Annotated in this window: 17 protein-coding genes; 5 read left to right on the forward strand and 12 right to left on the reverse strand. The window is 64.2% G+C overall.

The genetic code is table 11. The features are described 5' to 3' along the window. The first annotated feature begins 116 nt into the window (after window positions 1–116). Genes AC6H1L_RS06490 through AC6H1L_RS06500 form a run of 3 tightly spaced genes read left to right on the forward strand, consistent with a single transcriptional unit; the run spans window position 117 to window position 3655 of the window. On the forward strand, window positions 117–2264 hold the full coding sequence (locus AC6H1L_RS06490) for a hypothetical protein (RefSeq protein ID WP_497600715.1): 2148 nt from the start codon (window positions 117–119) through the stop codon (window positions 2262–2264). A gap of 4 nt (window positions 2265–2268) precedes the next feature. Then, the gene (druD, locus tag AC6H1L_RS06495) at window positions 2269–3426 is read left to right on the forward strand and encodes a Druantia-type antiviral defence protein DruD (RefSeq protein ID WP_497600716.1); all 1158 of its coding nucleotides are present in this window, start codon (window positions 2269–2271) and stop codon (window positions 3424–3426) included. 25 nt (window positions 3427–3451) lie between these two features. Further along, complete coding sequence (locus tag AC6H1L_RS06500; protein WP_497600717.1) at window positions 3452–3655, forward strand: hypothetical protein; 204 nt, start codon at window positions 3452–3454, stop codon at window positions 3653–3655. On the opposite strand, the gene AC6H1L_RS06505 is transcribed toward AC6H1L_RS06500, so the two are convergent. From AC6H1L_RS06505 to AC6H1L_RS06555, 11 genes are all read right to left on the reverse strand, one after another. Then, entirely contained in the window at window positions 3629–5335 is a 1707-nt protein-coding gene (locus tag AC6H1L_RS06505; RefSeq protein ID WP_497600718.1) for an NAD(P)/FAD-dependent oxidoreductase, read from the reverse strand. The two genes, AC6H1L_RS06500 and AC6H1L_RS06505, sit on opposite strands and share 27 nt — an antisense overlap. Window positions 5336–5357: 22 nt before the next feature. Beyond that, window positions 5358–7196: a WD40/YVTN/BNR-like repeat-containing protein gene (locus AC6H1L_RS06510; protein WP_497600719.1), complete on the reverse strand. Its 1839-nt coding sequence runs from the start codon at window positions 7194–7196 to the stop codon at window positions 5358–5360. Window positions 7197–7379: 183 nt separating this feature from the next. After that, window positions 7380–9065, reverse strand: coding sequence for a TCP-1/cpn60 chaperonin family protein (locus AC6H1L_RS06515; protein WP_497600720.1), 1686 nt, complete (start codon window positions 9063–9065; stop codon window positions 7380–7382). After that, a complete protein-coding gene (locus AC6H1L_RS06520; RefSeq protein ID WP_497600721.1) occupies window positions 9062–9781 on the reverse strand; it encodes a hypothetical protein in 720 nt (239 codons plus the stop codon). The genes AC6H1L_RS06515 and AC6H1L_RS06520 overlap by 4 nt, the downstream gene beginning before the upstream one ends. A 279-nt stretch (window positions 9782–10060) precedes the next feature. Then, on the reverse strand, window positions 10061–11095 hold the full coding sequence (locus AC6H1L_RS06525) for a carbohydrate ABC transporter permease (protein WP_497600722.1): 1035 nt from the start codon (window positions 11093–11095) through the stop codon (window positions 10061–10063). Window positions 11096–11165: 70 nt separating this feature from the next. Continuing rightward, the gene (locus AC6H1L_RS06530; RefSeq protein ID WP_497600723.1) at window positions 11166–12107 is read right to left on the reverse strand and encodes a carbohydrate ABC transporter permease; all 942 of its coding nucleotides are present in this window, start codon (window positions 12105–12107) and stop codon (window positions 11166–11168) included. A 388-nt stretch (window positions 12108–12495) separates the two neighbouring features. After that, entirely contained in the window at window positions 12496–14190 is a 1695-nt protein-coding gene (locus AC6H1L_RS06535) for an ABC transporter substrate-binding protein (protein ID WP_497600724.1), read from the reverse strand. Between the two features lie 385 nt (window positions 14191–14575). After that, the gene (locus tag AC6H1L_RS06540; protein ID WP_497600725.1) at window positions 14576–15721 is read right to left on the reverse strand and encodes an ABC transporter ATP-binding protein; all 1146 of its coding nucleotides are present in this window, start codon (window positions 15719–15721) and stop codon (window positions 14576–14578) included. After that, complete coding sequence (locus AC6H1L_RS06545; RefSeq protein WP_497600726.1) at window positions 15718–17019, reverse strand: ABC transporter ATP-binding protein; 1302 nt, start codon at window positions 17017–17019, stop codon at window positions 15718–15720. Before AC6H1L_RS06545 ends, AC6H1L_RS06540 begins: the two co-directional genes overlap by 4 nt. A gap of 157 nt (window positions 17020–17176) precedes the next feature. Beyond that, window positions 17177–18283: an ABC transporter ATP-binding protein gene (locus AC6H1L_RS06550; protein WP_497600727.1), complete on the reverse strand. Its 1107-nt coding sequence runs from the start codon at window positions 18281–18283 to the stop codon at window positions 17177–17179. Window positions 18284–18646: 363 nt separating this feature from the next. After that, on the reverse strand, window positions 18647–19735 hold the full coding sequence (locus AC6H1L_RS06555) for a LacI family DNA-binding transcriptional regulator (RefSeq protein WP_497600728.1): 1089 nt from the start codon (window positions 19733–19735) through the stop codon (window positions 18647–18649). A 292-nt stretch (window positions 19736–20027) separates the two neighbouring features. Between AC6H1L_RS06555 and AC6H1L_RS06560 the strand changes: the two genes are divergently transcribed. Further along, the gene (locus AC6H1L_RS06560) at window positions 20028–22454 is read left to right on the forward strand and encodes a TIM-barrel domain-containing protein (protein WP_497600729.1); all 2427 of its coding nucleotides are present in this window, start codon (window positions 20028–20030) and stop codon (window positions 22452–22454) included. 38 nt (window positions 22455–22492) lie between these two features. Beyond that, window positions 22493–24520 carry a beta-galactosidase gene (locus AC6H1L_RS06565; protein ID WP_497600730.1) on the forward strand — a complete coding sequence of 676 codons (2028 nt, stop codon included), beginning with the start codon at window positions 22493–22495 and terminating at the stop codon, window positions 24518–24520. Here the strand turns inward: AC6H1L_RS06565 and AC6H1L_RS06570 are convergent. Beyond that, window positions 24517–25977 (reverse strand): alpha-L-fucosidase, encoded by a 1461-nt coding sequence (locus AC6H1L_RS06570; protein ID WP_497600731.1) that lies wholly within the window; start codon window positions 25975–25977, stop codon window positions 24517–24519. The two genes, AC6H1L_RS06565 and AC6H1L_RS06570, sit on opposite strands and share 4 nt — an antisense overlap. Between the last annotated feature and the right edge of the window lie 84 nt (window positions 25978–26061).

Here is a 26061-nt window from a genome sequence, read left to right on the forward strand (position 1 = left end):
CCTTAGCCATGATCGATGTTGAAAGCTATCGGTGGATCGGAATTATTCAAAAAGATGATCTAAAGGAAAGACTCGCTTTTGTTACTCCTCTCGCATTTTTCGATGGTGAATCTCGGATGTGGGAGCCGCTCATCTGGCAGGCGCATAAAAGCTGTTTTCCCAAAGCCGGTAAGGTTCTCTGCTGGCCCGAGTGGGCGCCAGGGCTGCTTTACAGCTTTCGAGTTGAGCCGACTCCGGCTCGTGAAGACAGCAAAGACTCACCAACCTATGCCCATTACCGTATCGCTGGCTCTCTCCTGCCCTCACCTGAGGGACTGGCTCAGATACTCGACTGGAGCACTACCCCACGAGAGCGGCTCATCGCCAGGCTGAGCGAACCCTTCGCCAGGCCATGCTATACGAAAACCATCTATATCCAACACGGGCAACAGCTCTATGGGCCAATTGAGCTAGACAGCGAGCGGCTGGGTCCTCGCGCCTACACAGACGGCAGTTCGGAGCTATACGTGACCGTCTGTGATCTTCCCCAAGATGAGCAAGAGATCCTTACGTTCCTACTCGACAACGGTGAGGAGCTACGCCTCCTGACCATCGAGCCACAAGCCTGCGAGCAGCAGGACTGGTCACCGCCCAGTGTGATCATCAAACAGGTGCTCACCGCCTCCAAGCAACTGCTCATAGAAGATTTCAAGCCCGACGAAGTGCGGCGCGTCCTGAAAGCGCTGAAACATGCCCTCAGTTCTCTGCCGCCGACGGCCTTGTCCCTCTTGCCGGACACCCTCGCCCGGGCCAAAGCTCTGCTCCACGAAGGAGAACAGGCCATCAGCGCCCTGGAACAGTTCAGCGACTTCCTGCAGCAGCTCCCCGCCGTCCAGCAGCAGCTCGCTGCGGCCCGCGAAGCAGCCCACCAGAGAGCCTACCAGGAGGCTCAGGCAGAGGCCCGCCAGCACCTGGCCCAGTTCTATCGAGAGCAGGAGGAGGCCATTGCCCGCGAACTTGAGGCCCGTCTTGCTGAGCAACGCCAGCAGCTTGCAGACGGTGAGCGGCAGCTTGATCAGCTCACGCGAGCTATCAAAGAAGCCTCTGATGAGCTTGAGCTATATAAAGAAGAAACAGAAGCACAAAAGCGCCTACTTCAGAAACAAGAAGCGCAGCTTCAGGCCTTCGAGGCACGCTTTTGGCAGCGTCTGGAAGAGCTACGCCAACAGCCGCTAGAGGTGCTGAGCCAGGTGCTTGCAGACCACTGGCTCTTGGTGGCCAGCGCCAGTACAGACAATAGGAGAGGCAGCAGAAGAGACACCAGTAGAGGCATGGGCACAGGCACCGCCCTCCAGCACACCACAGAGGCCCTCTGGCCAGAGCTGGCCAACGCCGGGCCGCATAAGTCCATTGCTGATCCCTCTATCTTGCTCCAACTGGACACCGTCCGCCAGGCCGCTCAGTACAACGGCGTCAAGCCGGCGGCTGTGCGCTTCTGCATCATTGTTCTACTGACAGGCCTCATCCCCACGCTCAGCGGACCCCACGCCCTCGCCACGCTGGAAGCGCTCAGCCAGGTGCTCAGCGGTGGGCGCCTCTGCCGCGTTCCCATTCCGCTCAATGCCCTGCAACCGCTCGACCTCCTCGGCCAGCTTAGCACCAAAGAGCGGCTTTTCCTACCTGCTGCCTCTCCCCTGGCCGATACCGTGCTCTGGGCCGCCAACCATCCCGAGCAACTCGCCATCGTTGTCCTCGAAGGACTGGACCGCATCCCCGGCGCCGCCGTTTACGTCCCGCTTCTACAGCAATACATGGCCATGCAGCACCGTCCCACAGCGACGCCGACAGCGGTGCCGCTCTTCCATCCCCAGGTGCTGCCCCCTGATGACCCCTACCGCTCTCTAGCGGCCTTTCACTGGCCACGCAACCTGCTGCTGACGGCAACCTGCGACAGCGATCTGCACAGCCTGCCGCTACCTACCATCACCCGGGGCTGGCTGGTCCACCTCGAGCCCAGTCGGCTGCCCTTAAGCCTCAATCAGCACCAGCTCAACGCTCCCCAGGAGCGAGGCGAGGTCGCAGCCGCAGACTGGCAGCGCTGGCGCCTCAGCGTCAATCAAACGCTCGCGGGCACAGCCAGCAACGACACCAGCGCCAACGCTGCTCTCGCCGTCCTGGATCTTCTCAAGCAGACAGCCCAATTCTTCGGCTGTTCCTTCGAGGAGGGTTTTCTCAATAAGGCGGCCTATGATCTCGCCACAGCTTCCGCAGAGGAGGTGAGCTAACGCCTTGAGCGCTGAGATCGAGCTGCTACAGAGCCAGGAGGCTGGCTATTTCGTCAGCTCCTCGCTGCTGGGAACCGGGCAGCCCACGCCGGAGGCGCGGCAAGCCGAGGCCGTACGCGTGGTCCTCTGGGCCTTGTGCCGGGGACGCGCCGGCGCTCTGAGCATGAGCCGCGACACCGCCGTTTCGACCCGTACGCTGCTGCACCAGGCGCGCCGTCTGCTGCTACCTTTCGCGCCGCAGCGGCTAGCCTCCGCCTCCTTTGACCAAGACCGGCTCCGCGAGGCCGGAGCCGGCTTCGGTGCTCTGCCGGCTCCAGAGCAAATCGATCGCCGGCTCCTGGAGCGGCTCGCCGAGCAAGGCGATCTGCTCCAGCTCATCGACAGGGGAGCGCACTGGTTACCGGCCCCGCCGCGCCTTGTTCCGCTCGGCAGCCACTATCTGCTCGCCGGCGGTCTCCCCCTGCACGCGCTGCCCGCCGTGCTCCAGGAGCAAATCACTTTGCGCAACACCCTGCGCCTGCTACCGCTCTCCGCGGGCGCGAGCTGGCCCTACGCCTATCAGAGCCTGACAAACTGGCTCGGTCCCCAGCCGTCCAGTCTGCCCGAGTTGCAGAGTTTCTTTCAGCAGGCTCCACTTATCTCCGTTGACAGCGCCCCGCTGGAGGACGAACCCAGTGAGGTCTACTGGCCCCACCACGCTGGTCCCCAGGAAGAGCGCTGGCTGCCTGTGACCCGCGCCGCCAGGCTACCAGCGGGGCGCTACCTGCTGCGCAGGCCAGACCGCTGGTCGCGCGGACGCTTCCACTACAGGATCGTGTTGCTGGACCAGGGGCGGATTCTGCAGGAGTCCCATCCCTGGGAGGAGATGGACATTGAGACGCCCCGTCTCTGCTATGCCCTCGACCAGGCCGCCGGTAGAAAGACCGTAGCCCACTTTGCCCCGACCGGCAGCGAGACGCTAGCGCTTGGCCTGGAGAGCCGCCTGCCCAGGCGTGAGTATCGCCTGCTGCAGGCCGTCGGTGAACGGCAGCCAACCAGCCAAAGGGCCACCTTGCGCTACCGCTGGTGCGCCATCGCCCGCGCTGATCTGCCGCTCGTGACGCAGGCCCTGCAGGCCCTGGGCATCACGAGCGAGTATCACTCGGCTGCCAGCAGGGACTGAGGCCCACTACACATGTTCGCCGCCGATGCAGGGCGACACGGCCACAGGCGGAGGTGCTCCGCAGCGCGGTCTCCATAGTGTCCCGCTAGCAGCGCTGCCGGTCCATTCCGCCGACCGTGGCGCTCCGCCCACTTTTATTTATGAGCCAGCCGCCGCCAGGGCCTGCGACTATGGGGCAGGAGCTGGCGGCGAGCACGTCACGTCAGGCCAGAACGCCAATCATCTCTAGCTGCACCAGCAGATCAAGGCCCGAGCGCAGCGGCAGGCGCTCTGTCTGCGGCAGAGCCTGCAGAGCCTTCACCGTCTCCTCCAGATGGGCCAGCGTATGCGCACCGTCGAAGAGCGAGAGTAGCACCTCCTCGCCGGGATGCAGATCGAGATAGCGCCGCGTCTGGCGGTTGATCACCCGCCGCGTCTGACGCACTGCCCCCTGATAGTAGTAGAGGCCATCGCACAGCTCGGCATCCTTGAGGCGTAGCGGACGCCCCGCGTACTGGGCTGCTAGCTCCTCGCGGCAATAGGGCGCCCCAAAGAGACCGTTGACAAGTTGCTGCGCTTCATGCAGGGGATAACTGCCAAAGAGACTCAGCGACTCCGCACGCGTCGCATAGCCCGAGGCCAGACGCGTGAAAGCCTGGCGATCTGAGAGATTCAGCTCACTGCCACTGCGCGCCAGGATGCGCCGCGCCTGCCAGAACCAGCTTTCTAGCGAAAAATTATTGCTGTACCAGAAGGCGGCCATGTCGCGATAGGCCTGCAAATAGGTGCGATAGGTCTGAGCATAAAACTCCCAGTAGCGGCGAACCTCCTCATCGCTGCTGGCCCCAAAGCTCGATACCAGGGTATAGGCCGCCTTCTGTCCCAGCTCATGGGCCAACATCACGCCCGAGGAGAGGATCGGATCGACAAAGCCCGCCGCATCGCCGACCATCGCCCAGCCGGGCCCACTGAGCCGGCGACTGCGATACGACCAGTCCTGAATAGCACAGACATCGCGCCGCTGATCGGCAGCAATGCGCGTCAAGTGGGCCTCCTTGAGCAGATCGCGCACCTCGTCACAGGCCTGCAGCTCCTCCAGATAGAGCTGTTCCGGTCCGGCGGGCAGCTCCTTGAGCGTCTGGCGATGGGTTACAAAGCCCACGCTCATCACATCGCGCTTCAGAGGAATATACCAGATCCAGCCGCGCGGCGTGGTAATGATGCAGATGCGCGTCAGCTCCGGGTAGCCCGTATACTCATAGAGCCACTTCGCCCCCTGCCAGTAGCCAAAGAGGGCGTAGTTATTCATCTGAGGATCATACTCGCGCAGCTTCAGCGCATGCCCGATCAGGGCCTGCTGTCCGCTGCAGTCGAGCAACCAATCGCAATAGACTGTCTGCAAACCACGCCCATCGACAAACTCGACGCCGATGGCACGCGGCCCCCAACCATCGGCATCTGAGGACGAAGCCCCCAACGGTTCGCGCTCCCAGAGGACGCGCGTGACCCGGGCCCCCTGGCGCACCTCAACCCCCAGGCTGGCCGCATGGCGCAGCAGCAGCTCATCGTACTCAGCGCGCCGCACCTGCCAGGCCCGCGTATAGAGCCGCGGCAGACGCTTGCCCTGAGCCACGAGCTGCGAGATCAACTCATCAAACTCAAAGCCCCACGGCTCACGGCTGCGGCCCCAAATAAAGGTTGCCCCCAGCTTCTCCAGAAAGCCAGCATTGGCCACCTTCTCATAGGCGCCCATCTCCTCCAAGACGGGCGAGGCTCCCGCTAGCAGGGATTCTCCCACATGATGGCGGGGAAAAAGCGCCCTTTCCAGCAGCAGCAGGCGCAACTGAGGCGCATAGCGGCGGGTCAGGGCCGCCACCGTGCTGCCCGCCGGCCCGCCGCCCACAATCACTACATCGTAGTGGCTTGTCATCGCTCGCTCGGGCCTCCTTTCCCTAGAGGCTTCGCTGACAGATCACCCCTCCGCTCAGCAAGGCCAAAAGCGTCGTTGAGGTACAGGCTATATCGGCAATACGCACCAGCGGCAGCCCCTCATGCTGAGCCTGCCAGCTCTGTCCCAGATCATCCGAGCGGAAGATCCCCCCACCCGCCAGCACAAAGAGCAGGCGCCGCTCTGCCTGCTGGCACGAGACCACGCGGCGAATGCCTCCACCACCATGCCCCACCGCACTGCGGCGCCAGTTCCCGTCGGGCGTTGCCAGCAGCAAGATATTGCCGACCCCCAGCGCCAGCGGCTCGCCGCAACTGGCTACCAGCGGCCAATTCGTATCGGCTTCCAGCCCGCGTATCCAGTTGCTTCCATCATCGGTTGAATACCAGAGACAGACATGGTACTGCCGCGGATCGTAGGTCGCCGCCACCAGGTGCTCAGGAGTAGCCTGCAGAGCCGCCAGCAGCGCTACCCCGAATGGCGGCGTCAACTGGCGCCAACTTGCCCCATCGTTCGCACTGTGCCAGAGACGCCGGCCATCGCCGCTGGCTACCCAGATGTGCCGGGACCGCCCCGCGCCCGCCCAGGTGATCAGCGTGTTGCCCTCCAACGGCTCCGCCAGTAAGAGCTGATGCTCCCCGCTGGCCGGCCAGAGGCGCAGCAGCCCTTCGGGACCTGCCACAAGCAGCGCCTCCTCATCGAGGGCAGCCCAGCCTGTCAGCGGCAAGGTTAATCCCTCCAGGCGGCGCCACTCTGCCGCCTCAGTAGCCCCATCTGCCGGCAGCCTGACCTGCAGCGGCGCCGTATGGGCCCCCAGCAGCCATAAGCGCTCACCCTGGGGCTGCAGACGCAAGAGATCATGCAGCGGCGGGAGCGGCAGCTCTTGCCAGCGCTGCCCATCGTCAGTACTCACCAGTACCCCCCCATCGCTGCCCGCGTAGAGCCGGCCCGGCCCTTGACGACAAATATGCACCGGGCGCCCATCGACCGCCTCCCAATGGCTCCCCCCATCGGTCGAGCGCAGCAGGCCGCGCTGCGTCCCCAGCAGGAGCGTTCCCGCCTCGGTGGTGAAGAGCGAGAGCGGCTGCGCCCCTTCCAGGCCGTCCGCTGCCGGCAGCGGCTGCCAGCCTTCACCTTCGGCATTGGCCTGCAACAGGGCGCCGCTCTCCAGCACCGCCAGGACGCCCCCAGCGGGCAGACGCGTCAGCGCCTCTACAACCCCCTCACTGCTCTCCAGCACGCGCCGCCAGCCGCGGCCACCGTCGCGCGAGCGATAGACGCCCTCATCAGTTGCTGCCAAGACCGTCAGCCTGTCCAGCCAGAGCAGATCGGTAATCTCCTGACTCTGCAAACCAAAAGAGACGTTGCGCCAGGTGCGCCCGCCATCGCTACTGCGCAGCACGCCGTTGGCAAGCGTTCCGGCCAGCAGAGTATTGTCGCTGGCAAAGCCGGGCGAAGGTGCCAGCACGGTCACGCCAACACTTCCATCTTCGATTTCAGCGCGCTGCCAGCCTGCCCCGCCGGTCAGCGAATAGGCCAGTCCGCCGTTGCCACCCGCCAGCAGTAGATTGCCATAGGCCCACAGGACCGTCACCGGGGCCGGCGGCAAGAGCACCGGCCCCGCCTCCCAACTCCCGGCCTCCTCGCTTTGCGCCTCAGCAGCGAGCCGATAACAGGCGATGCCCCCCAGACCGCCGGCCCACAGTCGTCCCGGCGCCGGCGCCAGCGCATAGACCGGCGTCGGTAGAGCTGGCGCCACCAGCTCGCGCCATACCTGTCCGCCTGCTCCCCCTCCTGAGCCTTCGCCTGAGTGTTGTCCCATCTCTTCTGTCGTCCAGCTCAAAGGCAGACACCTCCTTCTTCCTCGCTTCCTTCCTTTTTGCTTGTTGGCTTGCAGCCATCGCCAGGCATCTCAGGACACGCCGCCACAGATGCCCGGGCCTCTTGTCATTATCGCAGAGGGCCGCAAGCCTGCAAGCCCTCTCATCCCCCCACAGGCAAGCAGGCCAGGAGCCACAGAAGTCCCTCAAGCGTTAAAGACCACCGCATCGGTCGTCAGCAGCATGGTGGCCAGGCTAACCGCCGCGCGCACAGCTCCGCGCACAATGCTACAGCAGTCAAGAATGCCCCGCTCCCACATCGAGACCACCTCACCGCGCAGGGCATCGAAGCCATAGTCAGCCCCCCGCCGCCGTACCTCTTCCAACACCAGCGGCGGATGGACCCCCCCATAATTGCGCACAATCTGCAGAAACGGCTCCTGCAGCGCAACCCTCAGTAGCTCAACCCCACAGCGCTCGTCGTCATGGCAGCAGGCGGCGCGTGCCTCCTCCAGAGCGGGCAGGCAGTTCAGGAGAGCCACACCGCCACCGGGGACTAGCCCCGCCTCATAGGCCGCCTCCAGCACGCGCAGCGCCTTCTCAGCCTGCTCCTTCCTCAGCTCTAGCTCGTGCTCGCTGACCGCCCCGATCTTGAGAATGCCGATCCCGCCCGTCAGACGCGCCAGGCGCAGACGTAAAAACTCCCATTCGCTATTTTTGCCGCGCGGTGCCTCGCGAAGCTGAGCGCGCACCGCCGCGATACGCTGCTGAACCTCACGCGTGCGCCCCTGGCCACCGACAATGGTCACCCCCGTCGGCGTCAAAATAGCCTGCTGCGCGCGACCAAGGTGCTCGCGCCGAATATGGCGGCAGAGCGTCCCCGTTAGCTCCGAGAGCACCGCGCCCCCCGTCAGGGCCGCAATGTCGGCCAGATCATCGTGTACCAGTGTCGCCCCACTGGAGAGCACCAGCAGCCCGAGCGTCAGCACGCCACGGACATGGTTGGCCGTCAACAGCGTCAGAGCCGGCCCGTCGATGGCCCGCGCAATCAGCAGCAACGGCGGGCGACATGGTTCGGCCAGGGCCAGCTCAAGCATAGGCAGGACCTGCTCAACCTCGCGCAGCTCCTCATCGGCCAGCACAATCGCAGGCTGGCGCAGGATGAGGGCGGCCTCGCCTTCCGGCAAGAGCGCGCGCGCCGGAATATAGCCGTCCCACTTGCCACCGCGAATATACTCGTGGTCGAGACCTGGCCTCGGTAGCTCCTCCGTAACAATGGTCGAGCACGGCCCTAGCACCTCGAACATGCGCGCCAGCACCTCACTCAGCCCCTCATCGCCCGTCACCCCCAGGACCAGAGCCTGCACCTCCTCGCAACGCGTCAGCGGACGCGCCTGCCGCTCTAGCGCCACTTCAACCGTTGCAGCAGCCCGCTGCAGACCACGCGCCAGAGCCGCCGGACTGGCCCCCGCCGCCAGCAGGCGGCAGGCCTCGTGCACTAAGGCCCGCACCATGACCGCCGCCAGGGCAGCCCCATCTCCATAGCGCTCGTGCAGCTCCAGCGCCATTTTGCGCAAGAGCATGGCCCCCAGATTGTCGCTGCGCCGGCGCAGGGCAATGACACGCCGCGCAATCGTGCTGGCATCGGCCAGGACCTCACATTCACTGCGGTTGCGCTCGTTGAGGACCAGCGTGCGCGCCGGCCCTAAAGTCAGCGCCAGGGGCCGGGCCAGCAGATCAACCCCCCGCACGAGCAGCCGCAGGGCCCGCGGCAAGAGGATCAGCGAGGGCTGCTGCGCCACCCGCCTCAGCTCGGCCACCAGCCGCCGCGCCTCCGCCAGTCGATAGCCAGTCGTGACGTCTCGCGGATCACGCGGCCTCATCATCGTCATGGTACGCCCACCTTCAACTCACCCCGACGCGCCAGCAGCACGAGCGTGCGCCGCCAAAGCAACAACGCCGCCAGTACCGGGGCAATCAGGAAGAAGCCAGCCACCGAGAGATAGCCAATGAGCATCACCGCCAGCGCCAACAAGAGTGAGCAGGCCGTCGGCAATGGATAGCGCCAGGCCAGCCGCGACGCCCACCGTAGCAGAGACCAGGCCCCCTGCCGTGGCTCCGCCACAAAGAGCGGCCCCCAATAGACCCCACTAAAGAGCAGCACCAGCAGGGCCAGACGCAACAGCACGTCTAACAGCAAGAGCTGCAGCGGCCCCACAACAACGATGAGGAGACACAGCAGACCACAGAGGCCAGGCAACGGCGCCAGCGTCCAGAGGCTCGGCAGGGCCAGGCGCCGCAGCTCATCGCGCAGCGTCGCCAGATCGAGCGGCTCTTGACGATTCAGACGCACGACCCCACTAAAGAGCAGAGCCGTCGCCGGCATCAGTGCCAGCGCGCTGTAGGCCACCAGCAGCAGCCGCAGCCCCAGTGGCAGCGCCGGCCAGGCCAGAGCTATGAGCGCCGGCATCAACTGCAGCGCCCAGCCAACATTGAGCGCTACCAGCCGCTCTAATTGGTCGCGCAGCAGGGCGAAAGCTCCCCAGATCGGACGGCGCAGGGTCTCCTCCGACAGGACATCAGCCTCAAACTCTTCAAACAATGCCATCGTCCCTGTTCTCCCTCTGGCAGACAGACAGACACAAAAGCACAATCCAAGGCAACAGCATGACACCGGCACGGCGGGCAGGTAACCAGGTGGATGCCTGCGCCACGGACCGACTTGCGAGCCAGTCGGCCCCAGGTTTCCCCCTGCCTTCCCATACCCGTCGTGCCCCGCGGTACCCATTCACGCCGGCCAGCCGGTGACTCGCCGACGTCTTCCCCCGCACCGGCTGACCACATGGCCAAGCAGGCCGGATCGATCAGGACAGCTCGCTCAGCCCGATTATTTCAATCCCTGGATGCGAACGCCGCGCAGCAAATACTCGCGACAGAGAATGAACATCACAAAGATCGGGAACGTCTGCAGGAGCGCCAGCACCATCAGACCATTCCACGACAGGCCCGCCGCCAGAGCCGAACGCATGGCCGCCGATTGGCTCAGCGCCGTGGCGCGGTCCATTACCCCCGAATTAATGAAATTGTTCATGACTGTATAGACCGCCAGCGCTGTCGGAGCCTTGTCGTTGCTCTGGATCACCAATTGCGGCCACAGAAAGCTATCCCAGACGGCATAGAACTGAATCCAGGCCACCACCGAGTAGACCGGGATGCTCATCGGGAAGACAATGCGCCGGAAGATATTGAATTCTGAGCCGCCATCGACGCGAGCCGCTTGCAGCACCGAGTCAGGGATCGTATCAAAGTAGCCTTTGAAGATCAGGTAGTTGTAGGCGTTGAAGATGCCCGGCACAATAATGGCCCACGGTGTATCATAGAGCGAGAGCGTCGGAAAAGGCTCGTCCGTGCCCGGGATAGTGGGAATGGAGCCGCCAGGCAGGGCAAACGGGAAATTGAGCGTGAGAAAGAGCATCGGGATCAAGAGCACCGCCAGCGGGATCATGAGCGTGCCAATAAAGAACAGGAACGCCCAGCGAGCACGCCGCCCACGCAGCAGCTTACTGGTAGCATAGGCGGCCATCGAGGTCACCGGGATCGAGATCAGCAGGGTCACGGATGTCATAAAGAAGGAGTTCCAGAAATAGACCCAGAACGGCTCTCCTGCCGATCCGGCCAGCAAGGCCCCGGCCCCACTGTTCTCAGCCCACTGAAAGACGAGCTTCCAGGCCGCCAACGTCGGATGTAGCGGCCAGAGCACCGGCGTCGTCGACAGCGTGTCTTGCGCCGGCGTGATCGAGGTGACGATCATGATGTAGAAAGGCAAGAGATGAGTCAGCACGCCCAGCGAGAGCAATATCACCATCAACCACCAGCCCAGTCTCAGCAAGGGCTGCTTTCGGCCCACCTTCGGAAAGAGCATAGACACAACAAACACACTCCTTCTGCTACCTGCTTACCTATGACAGACACCAGCCAGCAGCCAGGCCAGCCTAGGTATCCGGGTCCTCCTTAAAGAAGGTGCGAAAGAGCACCACGATCGCAAAGATCGCCAGGAAGAGATAGACTGAAAGGGCAGTGGCGTCAGCGTAGCGCTGGTTCTGAATGTAGGAGAAGAGGTAGAGCATGACCGTGCGACTGGCCCCCTCGGGCTGGCCCCCCGTCAGGATCTGGGGCCAGGTATAGTCTTGCAACCCCTGGATGATGCCATAGACCAGCATGACGGCGATCACCGGGCGCAGCCGCGGCAAGGAGACCGTCCAGATCTTGCGCCAGAAGCCGGCCCCTTCGATCTCCGCCGCTTCGAAGTAGGAGCGCGGAATCCCCTGTAGGGCCGCCATGTAGGCCAGACCAGCGACGCCCGGCCCCGCTACCACGACCGAAGGAAAGACCAGCCAGAAAAGCACCTGATGCGGATCATTGAGAAATGGCTGATGCGGCAGATGAAGAATGTCGGTGGCGATGTATTCGAGCAGCCCATACTGCTCATTGTAGAGGTAGCGCCACAGGATGCTGTTGGCAATCACGCTGATGGGCAGGAACCAGAGAATCATCATCCAGCGCATCAGGCGCGGCGGCAGCTCCATCAGGAAAATGGCGATCAGTAGGGGGAAGATGAAGGTCAGAGCCACCAGCATGGCGCCATAGATAAACGTGACGCGAAAGGCCTGTCCCACCAGCGGATCATTCCAGACACGAATGTAGCTCTCCAGCCCGGTAAAACGGCTGGGTAGCATCGGCTGAGCATCGGTCAGGCTGATCAGAAAGGCCATCAGCAGCGGATACCAGCCCCAAACAAGTTGAAAGAGAGCCGCCGGCAGTAGAAAGAGCCAGGTCTCTAGCCGACTGCGCCGGCGCAGGCGCGGGGCCTGAGCCGGCTGGGCCGCCTCGCTTCCACCGACAGGCGCCGCTACCTCGGTTATCGGTTCAGACATCGCTCGTGCGCTTCCTTCCTTCCATACACCAGTAGCTTTCTTTATGGTTGAGAGGCCTGTTGCGCTCAAGCGCTCGCCTTTCGCCTGAGCGCGGGCCGACCTTCTCCCAGCCCAGAGGCCGGGCGGCTCCCGCCTTCGCCGCTCAGCGTCACGGCAGAAGGCACAAAAAGGCATGAGAGGCCAGCAGCCTGATCCGGGCCGGCCCGCCCTCTCTCCTGTGGTCAGCCAGGGAACGGCAGACGCGACGCTGAAGGCGGCGGGCGCTGGCAGGGCTGAGGCGTCCGTCGGGGCGCGGCTCGCCAGCCCTGCCAGCCAGCACAGCGACACTGGCCCTGCGCAGGAGGCCGGGGGAGGGTCATCTGCTCGCTTGCGGCTCGCTCACCTTGGCTCAGCCGCCCAGGGCCGGCAGGACCTTCTGCACATACCAGGGGTGGAATAGCTCCGCCGAGTAGAGCGGCGCATACTTGGCCCAGAAGGCGTCTAGATCGGCAAAGAACTTTTTGGCGCTGGCAATGAAGGTATCCTTGGGTACGCTCGACGTGAGCGAGGCGAACTGCGCGTTCTGGACGTTCTGCAGCTTCATGAGAACCGCTGGAATGCTGTCCTGCGTATAGGCCAGACCCGAGTTAGCGTCGTTCCAGGCGTCGCCAGTCGGACCGGGGTTCTGCTCCGCCGGGAAGTAGATGCCTGGATCAGGCAACTGCGGAATCGCCGCCGCCGCGTTGACCGCTTGCATTGTCCGCTTACCCCAGGCCTCTTCAGCCGTGCCCTTGATGCCGTAGTTGATCTGCAGCTTCGACATTGGCGGGATCTCCAGGAAGACATCTTTGAGGTCATGGGTGACCTTGTAGATCTCCTGGCGCTGCTTGACCAGCTCTTCGCCGATGATAAACTGCACCAGGAAATCGAAGGCTTTGGCCAGGGCCGGCTTGTTGCGCTGGAGATGAGGATCGATAGAGCCAATGGCAGAACCAGCCTGCGTGGCCCCAAAGGAGCCAAGATAGCCGATGGGATGCGAGATCCAGCCGACCACTTCTTCAAACGGCTTGCCGACTTTGACGGCGATGTTGACAGCGCTCGTCGGATCAGTGACCGGGCGCGTGAAGAAGCCGGTGTTGTTGGCCATCATGGCTACATCCCCACGGGCAAAGGCCTGGGCCACGTCGCTGTCACCCGTCGACAGCGAGGAGGTGATCGACTTGTCGGTGAAGTACATGCCGCGCCAGTTCTCGATGACCTGCTCGTACTGGCTCAGCCAGGGCGTCAGGTTGTAGCGCCAGGGCCAGGAATTGGAGGGCGTTGGCTCCAGGCCGAGCATGCCGTAGCCGGTGGGGCCAGAGTTGAGGCCGTTGGCTTGTAGACTCTGGTCAAAGACATAGAACTGTAAGGCCGCTCCCTTCATCTTGGAGGTGGTCAGCGCTTTGGCTAGCTTGCGAAAGTCGCTCCAGGTCCATCCCGCTGTCGGCTCCACAAGGCCAGCTTGCTCGATGAGGTCGCGGCGGAAATACATGCCGTCACCGGCGCCGTAGCCGCCCGGCGTGCCGTAGTAGCGCCCGTTGACTTTCCAACTGCGATAAACAGGCAGGTAAATATCGGTGAGCTGGCTCTCTAGTTTGGTGCTGATCACCAGGTCGGTCACGTCCGCCGCCAGGCCACGCGCGAAGGCGCTGCGTACAACGTTGTTAATGAAGGAGCCAAGAATGTTGCCCTCAAACCAGGTGGGAGCGGTGCCGGCGGCAATGGCTTGTGTCACCGCGGACTGGCTCCAGATGTTGGTGTCAGTGTGCTTGATCTTTACCCCGGGATTCTTTTTGAGCCAGTCGGCCAGAGCGTCAGCGTAGGCTTTGAGGGTGATGTTGCCTTTCTGCTGCTCAGCAGTGGGCATGGCATCGCCCGGCCAGCCATTGGTGAGGAAGGTCACGTTGACTACCGTGTTGGAGCTGCTCCCTCCACAGGAGGCCAGCAAGGCCCCACCCGCCAGGGCTACGGTCCCCGCAGCAGCGCTGCGCAGAAGCTGCCGGCGCGTCAGGGTCCTCTCAGGCGAGAGCAGCGGCTCAAGAAGGATGCGCGTTTCGTCAGCCATGATGTCTTCTCCTTCTTCGGAAGCTGGTGTAGTAATATGGGTCCATCCGATCCGGTCATTCTGCATCTGAAGCCTGTACGTTGCCTCCTCGTGCGTTCAAGCCTCCATTGTGCGCGCGCTGTCTGCCTGCCTCCGCTCCGCCCGCCCTTCCAGCTATCGTTGCTGCTCGCCTGCCTTCGCGGCGAAGCGGCCTCTTCCTCGCCGGCTTCGCCAGCGCCGCTCCTTCACGGCTGTCGTACATGAGATCAACCGTGTGAGCGGTCAAGTGTGCTGACCCCTCTTTTTTGGGGCGGAAACTCAAGTCCCAGTGTTGGGATCGCTCCCATAACTCTAGTAGTAGTGTACCTGACAAAAGGATAACTGTCAAGCTCTCTATGGCATCACTCTACTCAGCTTGTAGCGCTCGCTCAGAGTGCGGATCGAACAGCGTTAGACGCCGCGTATCAAGTCCGATTTCCAGTCTGGTCCCTTCTTGCGGCAGGTCAGTCAGCTCCTCCGGCTCAGGCCAGACGGCCACCAGGCGTGGTGGTGGCTCCTGCGCTGTTTCCAGTTCTAGTGTGACTTCGATCTCACCGATCAGGGCCTCGACCAGCAGAGCGCGCGCTGTGCAGCGGCAGAGGAGCTGATCGGAGGTGCTGGCCTGCTCCAGCTCCCAGGGCGGCACGATCTCGCGCGGGCGCAGGCCGACGATGATGGCCGGCTCCTGGCGCGCGCTCAGCTCGCCCTGCCAGGCGGCTGCGAGCGGGAGGCGCAGCCCGCCGAGCGCGCAGTAGTAGTTTCCCTCTTCGTTGACGATCTGGCCCTCCAGCAGGTTCATGGGTGGGTTGCCCAGGAAGCGAGCCACGAAGAGATTGGCGGGTCGCTCCAGCAGCTCGTTGGGGCTACCGACTTGTTGCAGCCGGCCCTCAGCCATGATGGCCAGGCGGTCGGCCAGGGCCAGGGCCTCGCTCTGGTCGTGAGTGACGTAGAGGCTGGGCACGCCGCGCAGGCGATGGACCGCCAGGACATCGCGCCGCGCTTGATGGCGCAGGCGCGCGTCGAGGTTGGCTAGCGGTTCGTCGTAGAGAAAGACGTTGGCGTCGCGGGCCAGGATGCGCGCCAGGGCGACGCGCTGCTGCTCGCCTCCGCTGAGGGTGTCGATGCTGCGCCTTAGCAGCGGGGTGATCTGCAGCTTCTCGGCGGCTTCCAGTACGCGGCGCTGGATTTCCTCTTTCGGCAGGCGGCGGTTCTCCAGTCCATAGGCAATGTTGCCGTAGACGTCCATGCTCGGGTAGAGGCCGTAGTCCTGGAAGACCATGCCGACGTTGCGCTGCCGCGGGCTGAGGTGGGTGATGTCTTCTCCTCCTAGCAGGACCCGCCCCTCATCGGGTCGCTCCAGACCGCAGATGATGCGCAGGACGGTGGTCTTGCCGCTGCCCGAGGGGCCGAGCAGGACGAAGAATTCGCCGTCTTCGATGCGAAAGCTGACGTGGTCGACGACGCTGCGCCCATCGTAGCGCTTGACGAGATCCTGTACTTCGAGTGTGCTCACGCTTGCTCTTCCCTCTGTGTGCTGGCTTTGCTCGTTCTTTGCTCGCTGGCTTGTCCGGTTGGCTGCTCCGTCTGGACCTTGAGATGGCCGTCGGCTGCCTCTTCGCCCGGCTCGCCGCCGACGGCGCTGGGACTCGCCGTGGAGGCGGTGGCGCCGTGCAGCAAAGCCCGTCCGTCCGCCGGATCAAAGAGGTGGATCTTGCGCAGGTTGACCGCTAGTGGGATCTCGCGCCCGAGGTAGCTGCCGGGCAGGCGCGCTTTGAGGGTGGCGACGAAGTCGCGCGGCGTTGGCTCCAGGGTGCTCAGGTAGACGGTGCAGCCGCTGACGGTCGGTTCGATGACGTTGACGAGGCCGCGGATGGTGCTGTCTTCGCTGACGGCAAAGTCGGCGCGGCGCGGCGGCTGTAGATGCTCGGGGCGGATGCCCAGGGTGAGGCGCTGCCCTCTATAGGGGGCGACGCGCTCCTGAAATTCTTCGGGCACGGGCAGGCTGAAGGCCGTATGTACCAGGCGCAGGCGTCCGGCGCGCTCGGGATGCTCGTCGGGACGGACCTCGACCTCAAAGAGGTTGATGCCTGGGGTGCCGATAAAGAAGGCCACGAATTGGTTACAGGGCCGCTCGTACAGGTCGAGGCCGCTGCCGACCTGTTGTAGTTTGCCGTCGCGCATGACGGCAATGCGGTCGCCCAGGGCCATCGCTTCGGCCTGGTCGTGGGTGACGTAGACCGCCGGCTGCCCTTTCTGGCGGTGCAGGGTCAGGATGTCTTCGCGCGCCTGGTGCCGGAGCTGGGCGTCAAGGTTGGCCAGCGGCTCATCGTAGAGATAGAGGGCGGCGTCGCGCACCATCGCCCGCGCCAGGGCAACGCGTTGGCGCTCGCCTCCGCTGAGTTGACGCGGCTTGCGCTCTAGCAGATGTTCGATGCGGAAGAGGCGGGCGGCGCTGGTGACGCGTTCGCGGATGAGGCTGCGCGGCGCATGACGGGCACGCAGGCCGTAGGCGATGTTCTCGAAGACGGTCAGATGCGGGAAGATGGCGTAGTCCTGAAAGACCATCGCGACATTGCGGTCGCGCGGACGAATGTCGTTCACCAGGCGCTCGCCGAAGTAGATGCGCCCTTCGCTGACCGGCTCCAGTCCGGCCAGCAGGCGCAGGGTGGTGGTCTTGCCGCAGCCGGAGGGGCCGACAAGTACGAAGAGTTCGCCTGGCTGGATGTGGAGAGTGAGGTCGTCGACAACGGCCCGCTCGCCAAAGCGTTTCACCAGGTGCTCGATGACGATGCCTCCGCTGGCCAGTCCCATAGGCTTCTCCTTTTTTCCTTCTCTCGCTTGCTTCTGTTGGCTGAGTTGGGTGGCTGATTATGCTGGGTGTGCGCGGTTAGTGTCGGTCGCTGCGCCTTTGCTGCTGACTCGTCTGCTCGTCCGTGGCTGGCGCTGACTGCTCGCTCAGGGCATGCCGTCAGAATAGCTCGGGTGGGCCTGGGCTGGCCAGGACACGCTCATCGTCGGCGGCGAAGTAGAGAAGCTGCTCCCAGTCGGGGCGCAGACGCGCCAGGCCGCTGCTGGTCTCGGCCTGCTCCAGCGGCAGGGAGACAGTGACGCGCTGGCCGAGCCACTGACCGTGGACGATGGCGATGCGCTCGGTGGGGATGCGCTCGCTGTGGCTGACTTCCAGCGGCAAGCCATCCGGCTGGTCGCGTAGCCAGTGCTCGGCGCGCACTCCCAGCCGCAGGGGACCCGGCGGCAGCCGCCCGGCCAGCTCGGGGGGTAGCGGCCAGCTCTGGCCGGCTATGTGCAGGCGGCCCTCGCTGACGGCGGCGGGCAGGACGTTGAGCGGCGGGCTGCCGATGAAGGTGGCGACAAAGAGATTGGCGGGACTGTAGTAAAGGTCGTCAAAGCTGCCCACTTGCTCGATGCGCCCCGCACGCATGACGGCCAGGCGATCGCCCATGAAGATGGCTTCTTGCTGGTCGTGGGTGACGTAGAGCGTGGTGACCCCGAAGGTGCGCAGGAGCTTCTTGATTTCAATGCGCGTCTTTTCGCGCCGCTTGGCGTCAAGGTTGACGATGGGTTCGTCCATAAGGAAGATGGTGGGGTCGCGGACAATGCAGCGGGCAATGGCCACGCGCTGCTGTTCGCCGCCGCTGAGGGTCTCGGGGAAGCGTCCTAGCAGGTGCTGGAAGTCGACGCCCATAAGCTCGGCGGTGCGCCGAACGCGCTCTTCCATCTGGTCACGGGTGTAGTCGTGGTGCTCGAAATAGTAGGCCAGGTTCCCCTTGCTTTTCATGGCCGGGTAGAGGGCGTAGTCCTGAAAGACCATGCCGACGCCGCGATCCTGGGGCTTGATGTCGGTCATGTCCATGTCGCCATAGTAGATGCGCCCGTGGGTGGGGAATTCGAGGCCAGCGACAATTTTGAGCAGGGTGCTTTTGCCACAGCCGGAGGGGCCGACAATGGCCAGGGTCTCGCCGTCCGCTACTTCCAGAGAGATATCGCGTAGGGCCGGCTGGCGCCCCCCGGGGCCGTCGTAGTCCTTGACGATGTGTTCCAGTCGCAGGCTGGTCATGCCTGTCTTCCTTCCTCCCTGAGCTACCCGGTGGGCCGGCCCGGCGCGGGCCGCTCTCTCCTTCCTTGCCCTTGTCGCCCTTCCCAGAGGCCGACTCCCGGCGATTCCTTTCTGTTTGTCTCTGTTCCGTGGTTTCGTCTCGCGCTGTTCTTCTCTGCTGGCTCCAGACCCTCTCTGTGGCCCCCAGTCAGTCAGGTCAGGCGCCAACTGCGGCGCGGCGCTGGCTGCATGGCTGAGATTCTGTATTCTGTATTCTCTGTGCGCCGTTGAGAGAAGCCGGCTCTGACGGGGCTGCGAGCGAGCTGCTGACTCTGTCTGGACTGCGCTTCTCTCGCGGGCGGCTCGGGTTGGCGCCCTGGCTGGCTAGCCAGACTGCTGCGCCTCGCCCGCTGGCGGCGAGGGGGCGCCAGCCTCGGCGCTGGCGGCGGCCCGGCGGCGATAGCCGCAGGATTCGCGAATGATGAGGGTGGTGGGCAGAATAATCTGCGCGCGCTCGCGACGGTTATGCTCCAACTGGTCAAGGAGCAGCTCGGCGGCGCGTGTGCCCATCTCCACGCAGGGCTGACGAATGGTTGTCAGCTCGGGAAAGATCATCGTGGTCTGGAGCAGGTCGTCGAAGCCGACGATGGCCAGATCATCGGGCACCTTGAGGCCGCGCTCCTGGACGGCGCGCACGACGCCGGCGACCATCATGTCGTTGGATGAAAACAGGGCGGTCGGCGGCTGCGGCAGGTCGAGAAAGCGCCGCGTCCAGGCGTAGCCGCTGGCAGGGGTCCAGTCCCCGTCACCGACGAGGGCCTCATCGAAGGGGAGGCCGGCGGCGGCCAGGGCCTGCCGATAGCCTTCTAGGCGCGCATGGGTGCACACATCTTTGGCCAGCCCCTTGAGCATGGCGATGCGCCGGTGCCCCAGGGCGATCAGATGCTCGACGGCCACGCGCGCCGCCGCTACGTTATCGACGTCGACGTACTGCAGGTCCTGGTCGTCCTCGGGGTCATGACCGACGCGGACGTAGGGCATACCTGCCTCGCGCAGCATGGCGGCGCTGCGGTCCTGGCGATCGCTGCTGATGAGGACGACGCCATCGAAGTGCCGCCCGCGCAGCAGGCTGAAAAAGGTGGCCTCGTCCATGTCCTGCCGCCCGATGAAGAGCATCGGGGTGTAGCCCCGCTGGGCGCATACCTGGCTCACGCCGCGCGCGATCTCGGCAAAGATGGGGTTGCCAAAAAGATGATGAGCATTGTCGGGCAGAATCAGGCCGATCAGGCGCGTCTTGCGCATGACAAGCTGGCGCGCCGCCGCTTGTGGCGCGTAGCCATAGCTGTTGATGACCTCTTGCACGCGGTCTCTGACGCTCGGTCTGACGTTGGGCTGCCCGTTCAGGACTCGCGAAACTGTTGAGCGAGATACCCCGGCAATGCGCGCGATATCTTCAATCGTTAATTGCGACATGAGCCAACCTGCGCGTGTTCAGGGCAGTTACACGTTTACTTTTGGTTGAAGTATCGTGTACAATACCTCGTGGGATCGCTCCCATGACGTTGCTATGTGCAAGCTTACCCGATCCTCCTCCTTCCTGTCAAGGGGTGATGCTCTTGCTCGTGCGCTCGCTCTGCCCTCTGGCTCCGGTCAGGCAGCAGCCGGCGGGCGGGCCGGATGGACGGATGGACGGGCTGGCTGAGGACAGGATGTCGGCACTATCGGACAAAGCGACTATGCATGCATGGAAGAAGGAGTAGTCTTCATGGCAGAGCCGGTTCCTTTGCTTCCGTACAATCTGTATATGACTGAGCCGCCACGCTTGCCGGTGCGCGGGCCGGACGACGAGGGCGGCCCCGATTATGTGGTGGAGGCCTCGCTGCTGGAGCGCGCTGAGCGCAGCGTGCGGCTGCAGGGGCGCACGCTCAGCGGTGGAACGGTCCTGGTGACGCTCAGTCTGGTGGCCGATGGTATTGTGCGCGTCGTGCTGGAGGAGGAGCCTGATCCGACGCGCATCCGCCTGGCGCGCGATCTGCCTCCGCCCCCGGCTGAGGTTCCTCTGCTGATCCAGGAGCAGGCCTCGGGCCTGGCTCTGCTCTCCCCTTCGCTGCGCCTGGAGGCCTCTCTGCGCCCCTTCGGCCTGCGTTTCCTGGATGCTTCTGGCCGGACGCTGCTGGCCCAGAATTATAGCGAGTTGACCAATGTGCGCATGAAGTTGACGATTTTGCCCTTCGGGCTGAGCCGCGTGCAGGGCCGGCGCGTGGCCTTCCACGATACGTTTACGGCCGAGCCCGATGAGCATTTCTTTGGGCTGGGCGAGAAGTTCACGGATTTCGATAAGCGCGGGCAGCGAATCACGACCTGGAATTGTGATTGTGGGGGGGCCTTCAGCGAGCGCGCTTATAAGAATGTGCCTTTCGTGGTCAGTTCGCGCAAGTATGGGATCTTTGTCGATAGTCCCTGTGCGGTCGATTTCGATATGGTCGCTAGCAATACGGCGACGTTTACGCTGATCAGCCGCGATAGTGCGCTGGATTATTATGTGATCGCCGGGCCGGATCTGAAGACGATTATTACGCGCTATGCTTCGTTGGTGGGCTTTCCGATTCTGCCTCCCAAGTGGGCGCTGGGTACCTGGATTTCGTCGGGCTTCCAGCGCGATAGCGCCGCTCAGGTGCTGGAGCGGGCGCGCTTGATCCGCGAGTACGATATTCCTTGCGATGTGCTGCATCTCGATTGCTACTGGCAGCGCTTCGGGCGCTGGTCAGAGGTGCAGTGGGATGAGGAGCGCTTTCCTGATCCGGCGGGCTTGATCGCTCAGTTGAAGGCTCAGGGCTTTAAGGTCTGTCTGTGGATTCATCCGTATCTGGGGACGGCCAGCGAGCGCTTTGCGGAGGGGGCGGCGCGCGGCTATTTTCTGAAGAATGCTGCCGGTGAGCCGTATGTGGCCGATCTGTGGGGCGGCTTTCATCCGCCGGTGGCGATGCTGGATGTGACGCACCCGGAGGCGGTGGCCTGGTTTCAGGGGCTGTTGCGCGAACAGTTGCGCCTGGGGGTGGATGTCTTTAAGACGGATTTCGGGGAGGGCATTCCGACGGATGTGGTGGCCTATAGTGGGATTGCGGGCGAGCGCTTGCATAATTTGTATGCGCTGCTCTATAACGATGCGGTGGCTGAGGTGACGGCGCGCGAGACGGGCCGCGCGGGCCTGGTCTGGGGCCGCTCTAGCTACGCCGGCGGCCAGCGCCATGCGGCGCAGTGGAGCGGGGACCCGAATGCGACTTTTACGGCCCTGGCTTCGACTTTGCGCGGTGGTCTGAGTATCGGGATGTGCGGGCATGCGTTCTGGAGCCACGATATCGGCGGCTTTACCGGCCATCCTTCTCCTGAGCTGTATATCCGCTGGGCCCAGTTCGGTTTCTTTTCTCCTCTGACGCGCGCCCACGGCAATAGTTCGCGCCTCCCCTGGGAGTTCGGCCCGCAGGCGCTGGAGATCTTTCGCTTCTATGCCCGCCTGCGCTATCGCTTGCTGCCGTATATCTATACTTATGCTTGTATCGCTGCACGGACCAGCCTGCCGCTGCTGCGGGCGATGGTGCTGGAGTTCCCCGATGATCCTGCAACCTATACGCTGGATCTGCAGTATATGTTTGGCTCTGAGCTGCTGGTGGCGCCGCTCTATCGCGCCGGGGGGGAGCGTCCGGTCTATTTGCCCGCCGGGGCCTGGGTCGATTTTTGGAGCCATGCGGTGCTGCGGGGGCCGACGACGCTCCAGGTTCACGCCCCTCTGGAGCAGTTGCCGCTCTATGTGCGGGCCAATGCGCTGATCCCGATGACGGAGCCTGTGCCGTTTGTGCGTGAGGAGCCGTTTAGCGCGGTGACGTTTGAGGCCTATCTGCTGTCGGAGGGGGCCGGCTCGTTTACGCTCTGCGATCTGGATGGGGAGACGACGGTGACGGCGCGTTTGCAGGGGACGACGTTGGCGCTTGAGGTGCTGGGGGTGAAGCGCCGTTTGGGGCTGCGTCTGGTGAAGCTGGCCGGGCAGCCGCCTGTAGAGCGTGTGCTGCTTAATGGCCGGGTGTGTCCGCGCTGGCCGGGAGCGGCGGCGGCGGCTCCGGCGCTGGCCGAGGCCTCGGCTTCGTGTTGGTTCCCCCTGCCCGATGGTGGCATGCAGGTGACGATGGTTCTCTGAGATTCGTCCTGTCTGGCATCATGCCCAGGAGGAGAAGTATGGAGGCCTTTGCACCGTTGAATCCGCGTGCTCCTTTTATCTGGTACGGTGGCGATTATAATCCTGAGCAGTGGCCACGGACGATCTGGGATGAGGATCTCCGTCTGATGCAGGAGTGCCGTTTTCGGGTGGCGACGGTGGGCGTCTTTAGTTGGACGGCGCTGCAGCCGGCGGAGGAGCGCTTTACTTTCGGCTGGCTTGATCAGGTGCTGGATAAGTTAGCGGCGGCGGGTTGCAAGGTCTGTCTGGCCACGCCCAGCGCGGCGCAGCCGGCCTGGCTGTCGCAGCGCTATCCCGAGGTGCTGCGCGCCGATCCGACGGGCCGCCGGCGCCATCATGGCTGGCGCGTCAATTATTGCCCGACGTCGCCCGTTTATCGGCGCCTGGCCGCGCAGATGGCGGCGAAGCTGGCCGAGCGCTACCATGCTCATCCGGCGCTGGTGGCCTGGCATGTTTCGAATGAGTATGCGCCGGCCTGTTATTGTGAGCAGTGTGCGGCGGCTTTCCGCGACTGGTTGCGGTCGCGCTATGGCAGCCTTGATGAGCTTAATCGCCGCTGGTGGACGCGCTTTTGGAGCCATACGTATACGGATTGGTCGCAGATTGAGCCTCCCTATGCCAATGGTGAGGGGTCGATCCATGCGCTGACGCTGGATTACCGCCGCTTTCAGAATGAGATGTTGCTTGAGTGCTTTAAGCTGGAGCGCGAGGCCATTCGTCAGTTTTCGCGCGATGTGCCGATTACGACGAACCTGATGCGCTTCTATCGCGATCTCGATTATCGCCGGTGGGCGCGTGAGATGGATGTGGTGGCCTGGGACTGCTATCCTTCTGTTGAGGATGAGCCGCTTGATATCGCGCTGGCTCACGATCTGATGCGTAGTTTGCGCGATGGGCAGCCGTTCTTGCTGATGGAGCAGTCGCCCAGTAGCCAGAATTGGCAGCCGTACAATAGGTTGAAGCGGCCCGGGGAGCTGCGTTTGCAGAGCTATCAGGCGCTGGCTCACGGGGCGGAGTCGGTGATGTTCTTTCAGTGGCGGCGCAGTCGCGGTGGTATTGAGAAGCTGCATGGGGCGGTGATCGAGCATAGCGGGCGCAGCGATACGCGCGTCTTTGAGGAGGTGCGCGCCCTGGGCCAGGAGTTGGAGCGCCTGGGCGCGCGTACGCTGGGCGGGGTGACGCCGGCTCAGGTGGGGCTGCTTTTCGATTGGGAAAACTGGTGGGCGCTGGAGGATTGCAGCGGGCCGACGCGCGAGAAGCGCTATTTAGAGACGCTGCGCGCTCATTATGCGCCGTTCTGGCGGCGCAATGTGCCGGTCGATCTGGTCTTTTGGGATTCGGAGTTGGGGCGCTATCGTTTGTTGGTGGCGCCCCTGCTCTATTTGCTCAAGGAGGGGCTGGCCGAGCGTCTGGCGGCTTTTGTGCAGGATGGGGGAACGCTGGTGACGACCTATCTGTCTGGGATGGTGGATGAATGCGATCTGGCTTTCGAGGATGGTTATCCGGGGCCGCTGCGCCATGTGCTGGGGATCTGGAATGAGGAGATCGATGCGCTGCCGCCGGGGCAGACCAATCGCCTGGTGTTGCACGATGGGCGCTCTTTCGTCTGTGGCCATTTGTGCGCGCTGATCCATAGTGAGGGGGCCGAGGTGCTGGGGCGCTATGGCGAGGATTTCTATGCGGGGCGCCCGGCTCTGACGCGCCATCGCGTGGGGCGTGGTCAGGCTTTCTATCTGGCTTGTGAGCCGGAGGCGGCTTTTCTGGAGATGTTCTATGGGGAGCTGCTGGCGACGTTGGGGATCGCGCCGGTGCTGGAGACGCCGCCGGGGGTGGAGGCGACGCTGCGCCAGACGGACCGCGAGCGCTTGCTGTTTGTGCTCAATCATGGGCGGGAGCCGGCGACGGTGCGGCTGCCGGCGGGCCGCACGTTTGAGGAGCTGCTGACGGGCCGTCGGCTGAGGGAGGCGCTGACGCTGGCCGGGCTGGAGGTGGCTATTCTGGCGGAGCCGCTCGCTTCCTCTCTCTAGCTGGCGGGCAGGATTTTGAGGGCGCCGCCGCGCTCGCCCGGCGGGGCGCTGGGGAGGGTGACGTGCAGGCCCCGGTCGTCGCGCGTCCAGGGGAGGGAGGCGTCGCCGGCGCCGAGCAGGTGTACGGCGCCGATGCTCTGCGGGTAGTGGGGGCTGCCGGCGGCCAGGGCCTGGATGGTGATCCGGCCTTGCTGGGGCCAGACGGGCAGGAGGACGTAGAGGGTCTGGCCGCGGCGGGTGAAGCGCAGGTCTCGGTCGGTAAAGGCGGCCTGCTGGCTCTCGCTGAAGGCGCCGGCGGCGCTGGCGGTGGGGCCTTCGCCGTGGAGGTGCCAGGGCTGGCTGTCGTAGATGGCTTCGCCGTTGATGGCCAGCCAGCGCCCCAGTCGTCGCAGGAGGTCGGCCTCCGGCTCGGGGATGCTGCCGTCGGCGCGCGGGCCGATGTTGAGCAGGAAGACGCCGTTTTTGCTGACGGTGTCGATGAGGTCGTCGAGCAGGGTGCCGAAGGGCTTGTAGTCCTGGGCGGTGGTGTAGCCCCAGGAGTTGCGGGCGACGCTGGTATCGGCCTGCCAGATCCGTGGGCTGATGGTGGGTCGGCGTCCGCGTTCGATGTCTTCGACGGCGCAGCCTTCGTCAAAGGCGCCTTCTTTGTAGGTGATGACGACTTCTTGGCCCCATTGGGCGGCGCGGTTGTAGTAGTAGGCGGCGAAGCGGGCCAGGTAGGGACGGAAGGCGGGCCGTGAGATCCACCAGTCGAAGTAGATGAGGGCGGGCCGGTAGCGTTCGACCAGTTCGTAGAGTCGGGCCAGCCAGTCGGCGAGGAAGGCGGCGTCGGGCGGCTCGTCTTCGGGTCGGGCTGGGCCGTAGAGGTCGGCGTATTGCGGGTCCTGGACGTCGCTGGGGATGGCTCGGCCGCCGTTGAAAAACCACCAGTGTTCGGCGCGGTGCGAGGAGAGGCCGAAGGTGAGGCCGCGGGCGCGCACGGCCTCGGCCAGCTCGCCGATGACGTCGCGCTGCGGTCCCATGTCGACGGCGTTCCAGCGCGAGAAGCTGCAGCGGTACATGGCAAAGCCGTCGTGATGCTCGGCGACGGGTACGACAAAGCGGGCGCCGGCTTCCTGGCAGAGGGCGGCCCAGGCGCTGGGGTCGAAGCGCTCGGCGCGGAAGTGCGGTACGAAGTCTTTGTAGCCGAAGCGGTCGGGCGGGCCGTAGGTGGCCAGGTGATGGCGGTAGGCCGGCGTGTCGGGCAGGTACATGTTGCGCGGGTACCATTCGTTGTCGTAGGCGGGGACGGCGTAGAGGCCCCAGTGGATGAAGATGCCGAAGCGCGCGCCGGCGTACCAGGCCGGTACGCGGTAGGCGCGCAGGGCCTGCCAGTCGGGGGCAAAGGGCCCGATCCTGGCCAGGCGATCGATCTCGTTGAGCGCTTCCTGCTGCTCGTAGCGCTGCTGGGGCTGCACGGAGAGGTTCCTCCTTTTCGCTCTCTCTCGTTGGCTTGCTTCGGGCGTTCGTTGGCTGGTCAACTGAGTGGTGGCGCTGCCGGC

Source organism: Thermogemmatispora argillosa (assembly GCF_059696725.1).

What these genes read in the sequence shown, in the direction of transcription:
- AC6H1L_RS06550 (WP_497600727.1), bottom strand. Translation starts at nt 18,283, where the DNA reads ATGACCAGCCTGCGACTGGAACACATCGTCAAGGACTACGACGGCCCC.
- AC6H1L_RS06565 (WP_497600730.1), top strand. Translation starts at nt 22,493, where the DNA reads ATGGAGGCCTTTGCACCGTTGAATCCGCGTGCTCCTTTTATCTGGTAC.
- AC6H1L_RS06490 (WP_497600715.1), top strand. Translation starts at nt 117, where the DNA reads ATGTGGGAGCCGCTCATCTGGCAGGCGCATAAAAGCTGTTTTCCCAAA.
- AC6H1L_RS06505 (WP_497600718.1), bottom strand. Translation starts at nt 5,335, where the DNA reads ATGACAAGCCACTACGATGTAGTGATTGTGGGCGGCGGGCCGGCGGGC.
- AC6H1L_RS06515 (WP_497600720.1), bottom strand. Translation starts at nt 9,065, where the DNA reads ATGACGATGATGAGGCCGCGTGATCCGCGAGACGTCACGACTGGCTAT.
- AC6H1L_RS06525 (WP_497600722.1), bottom strand. Translation starts at nt 11,095, where the DNA reads ATGCTCTTTCCGAAGGTGGGCCGAAAGCAGCCCTTGCTGAGACTGGGC.
- AC6H1L_RS06530 (WP_497600723.1), bottom strand. Translation starts at nt 12,107, where the DNA reads ATGTCTGAACCGATAACCGAGGTAGCGGCGCCTGTCGGTGGAAGCGAG.
- AC6H1L_RS06560 (WP_497600729.1), top strand. Translation starts at nt 20,028, where the DNA reads ATGGCAGAGCCGGTTCCTTTGCTTCCGTACAATCTGTATATGACTGAG.
- AC6H1L_RS06500 (WP_497600717.1), top strand. Translation starts at nt 3,452, where the DNA reads ATGCAGGGCGACACGGCCACAGGCGGAGGTGCTCCGCAGCGCGGTCTC.
- AC6H1L_RS06520 (WP_497600721.1), bottom strand. Translation starts at nt 9,781, where the DNA reads ATGGCATTGTTTGAAGAGTTTGAGGCTGATGTCCTGTCGGAGGAGACC.
- AC6H1L_RS06555 (WP_497600728.1), bottom strand. Translation starts at nt 19,735, where the DNA reads ATGTCGCAATTAACGATTGAAGATATCGCGCGCATTGCCGGGGTATCT.
- AC6H1L_RS06535 (WP_497600724.1), bottom strand. Translation starts at nt 14,190, where the DNA reads ATGGCTGACGAAACGCGCATCCTTCTTGAGCCGCTGCTCTCGCCTGAG.
- AC6H1L_RS06545 (WP_497600726.1), bottom strand. Translation starts at nt 17,019, where the DNA reads ATGGGACTGGCCAGCGGAGGCATCGTCATCGAGCACCTGGTGAAACGC.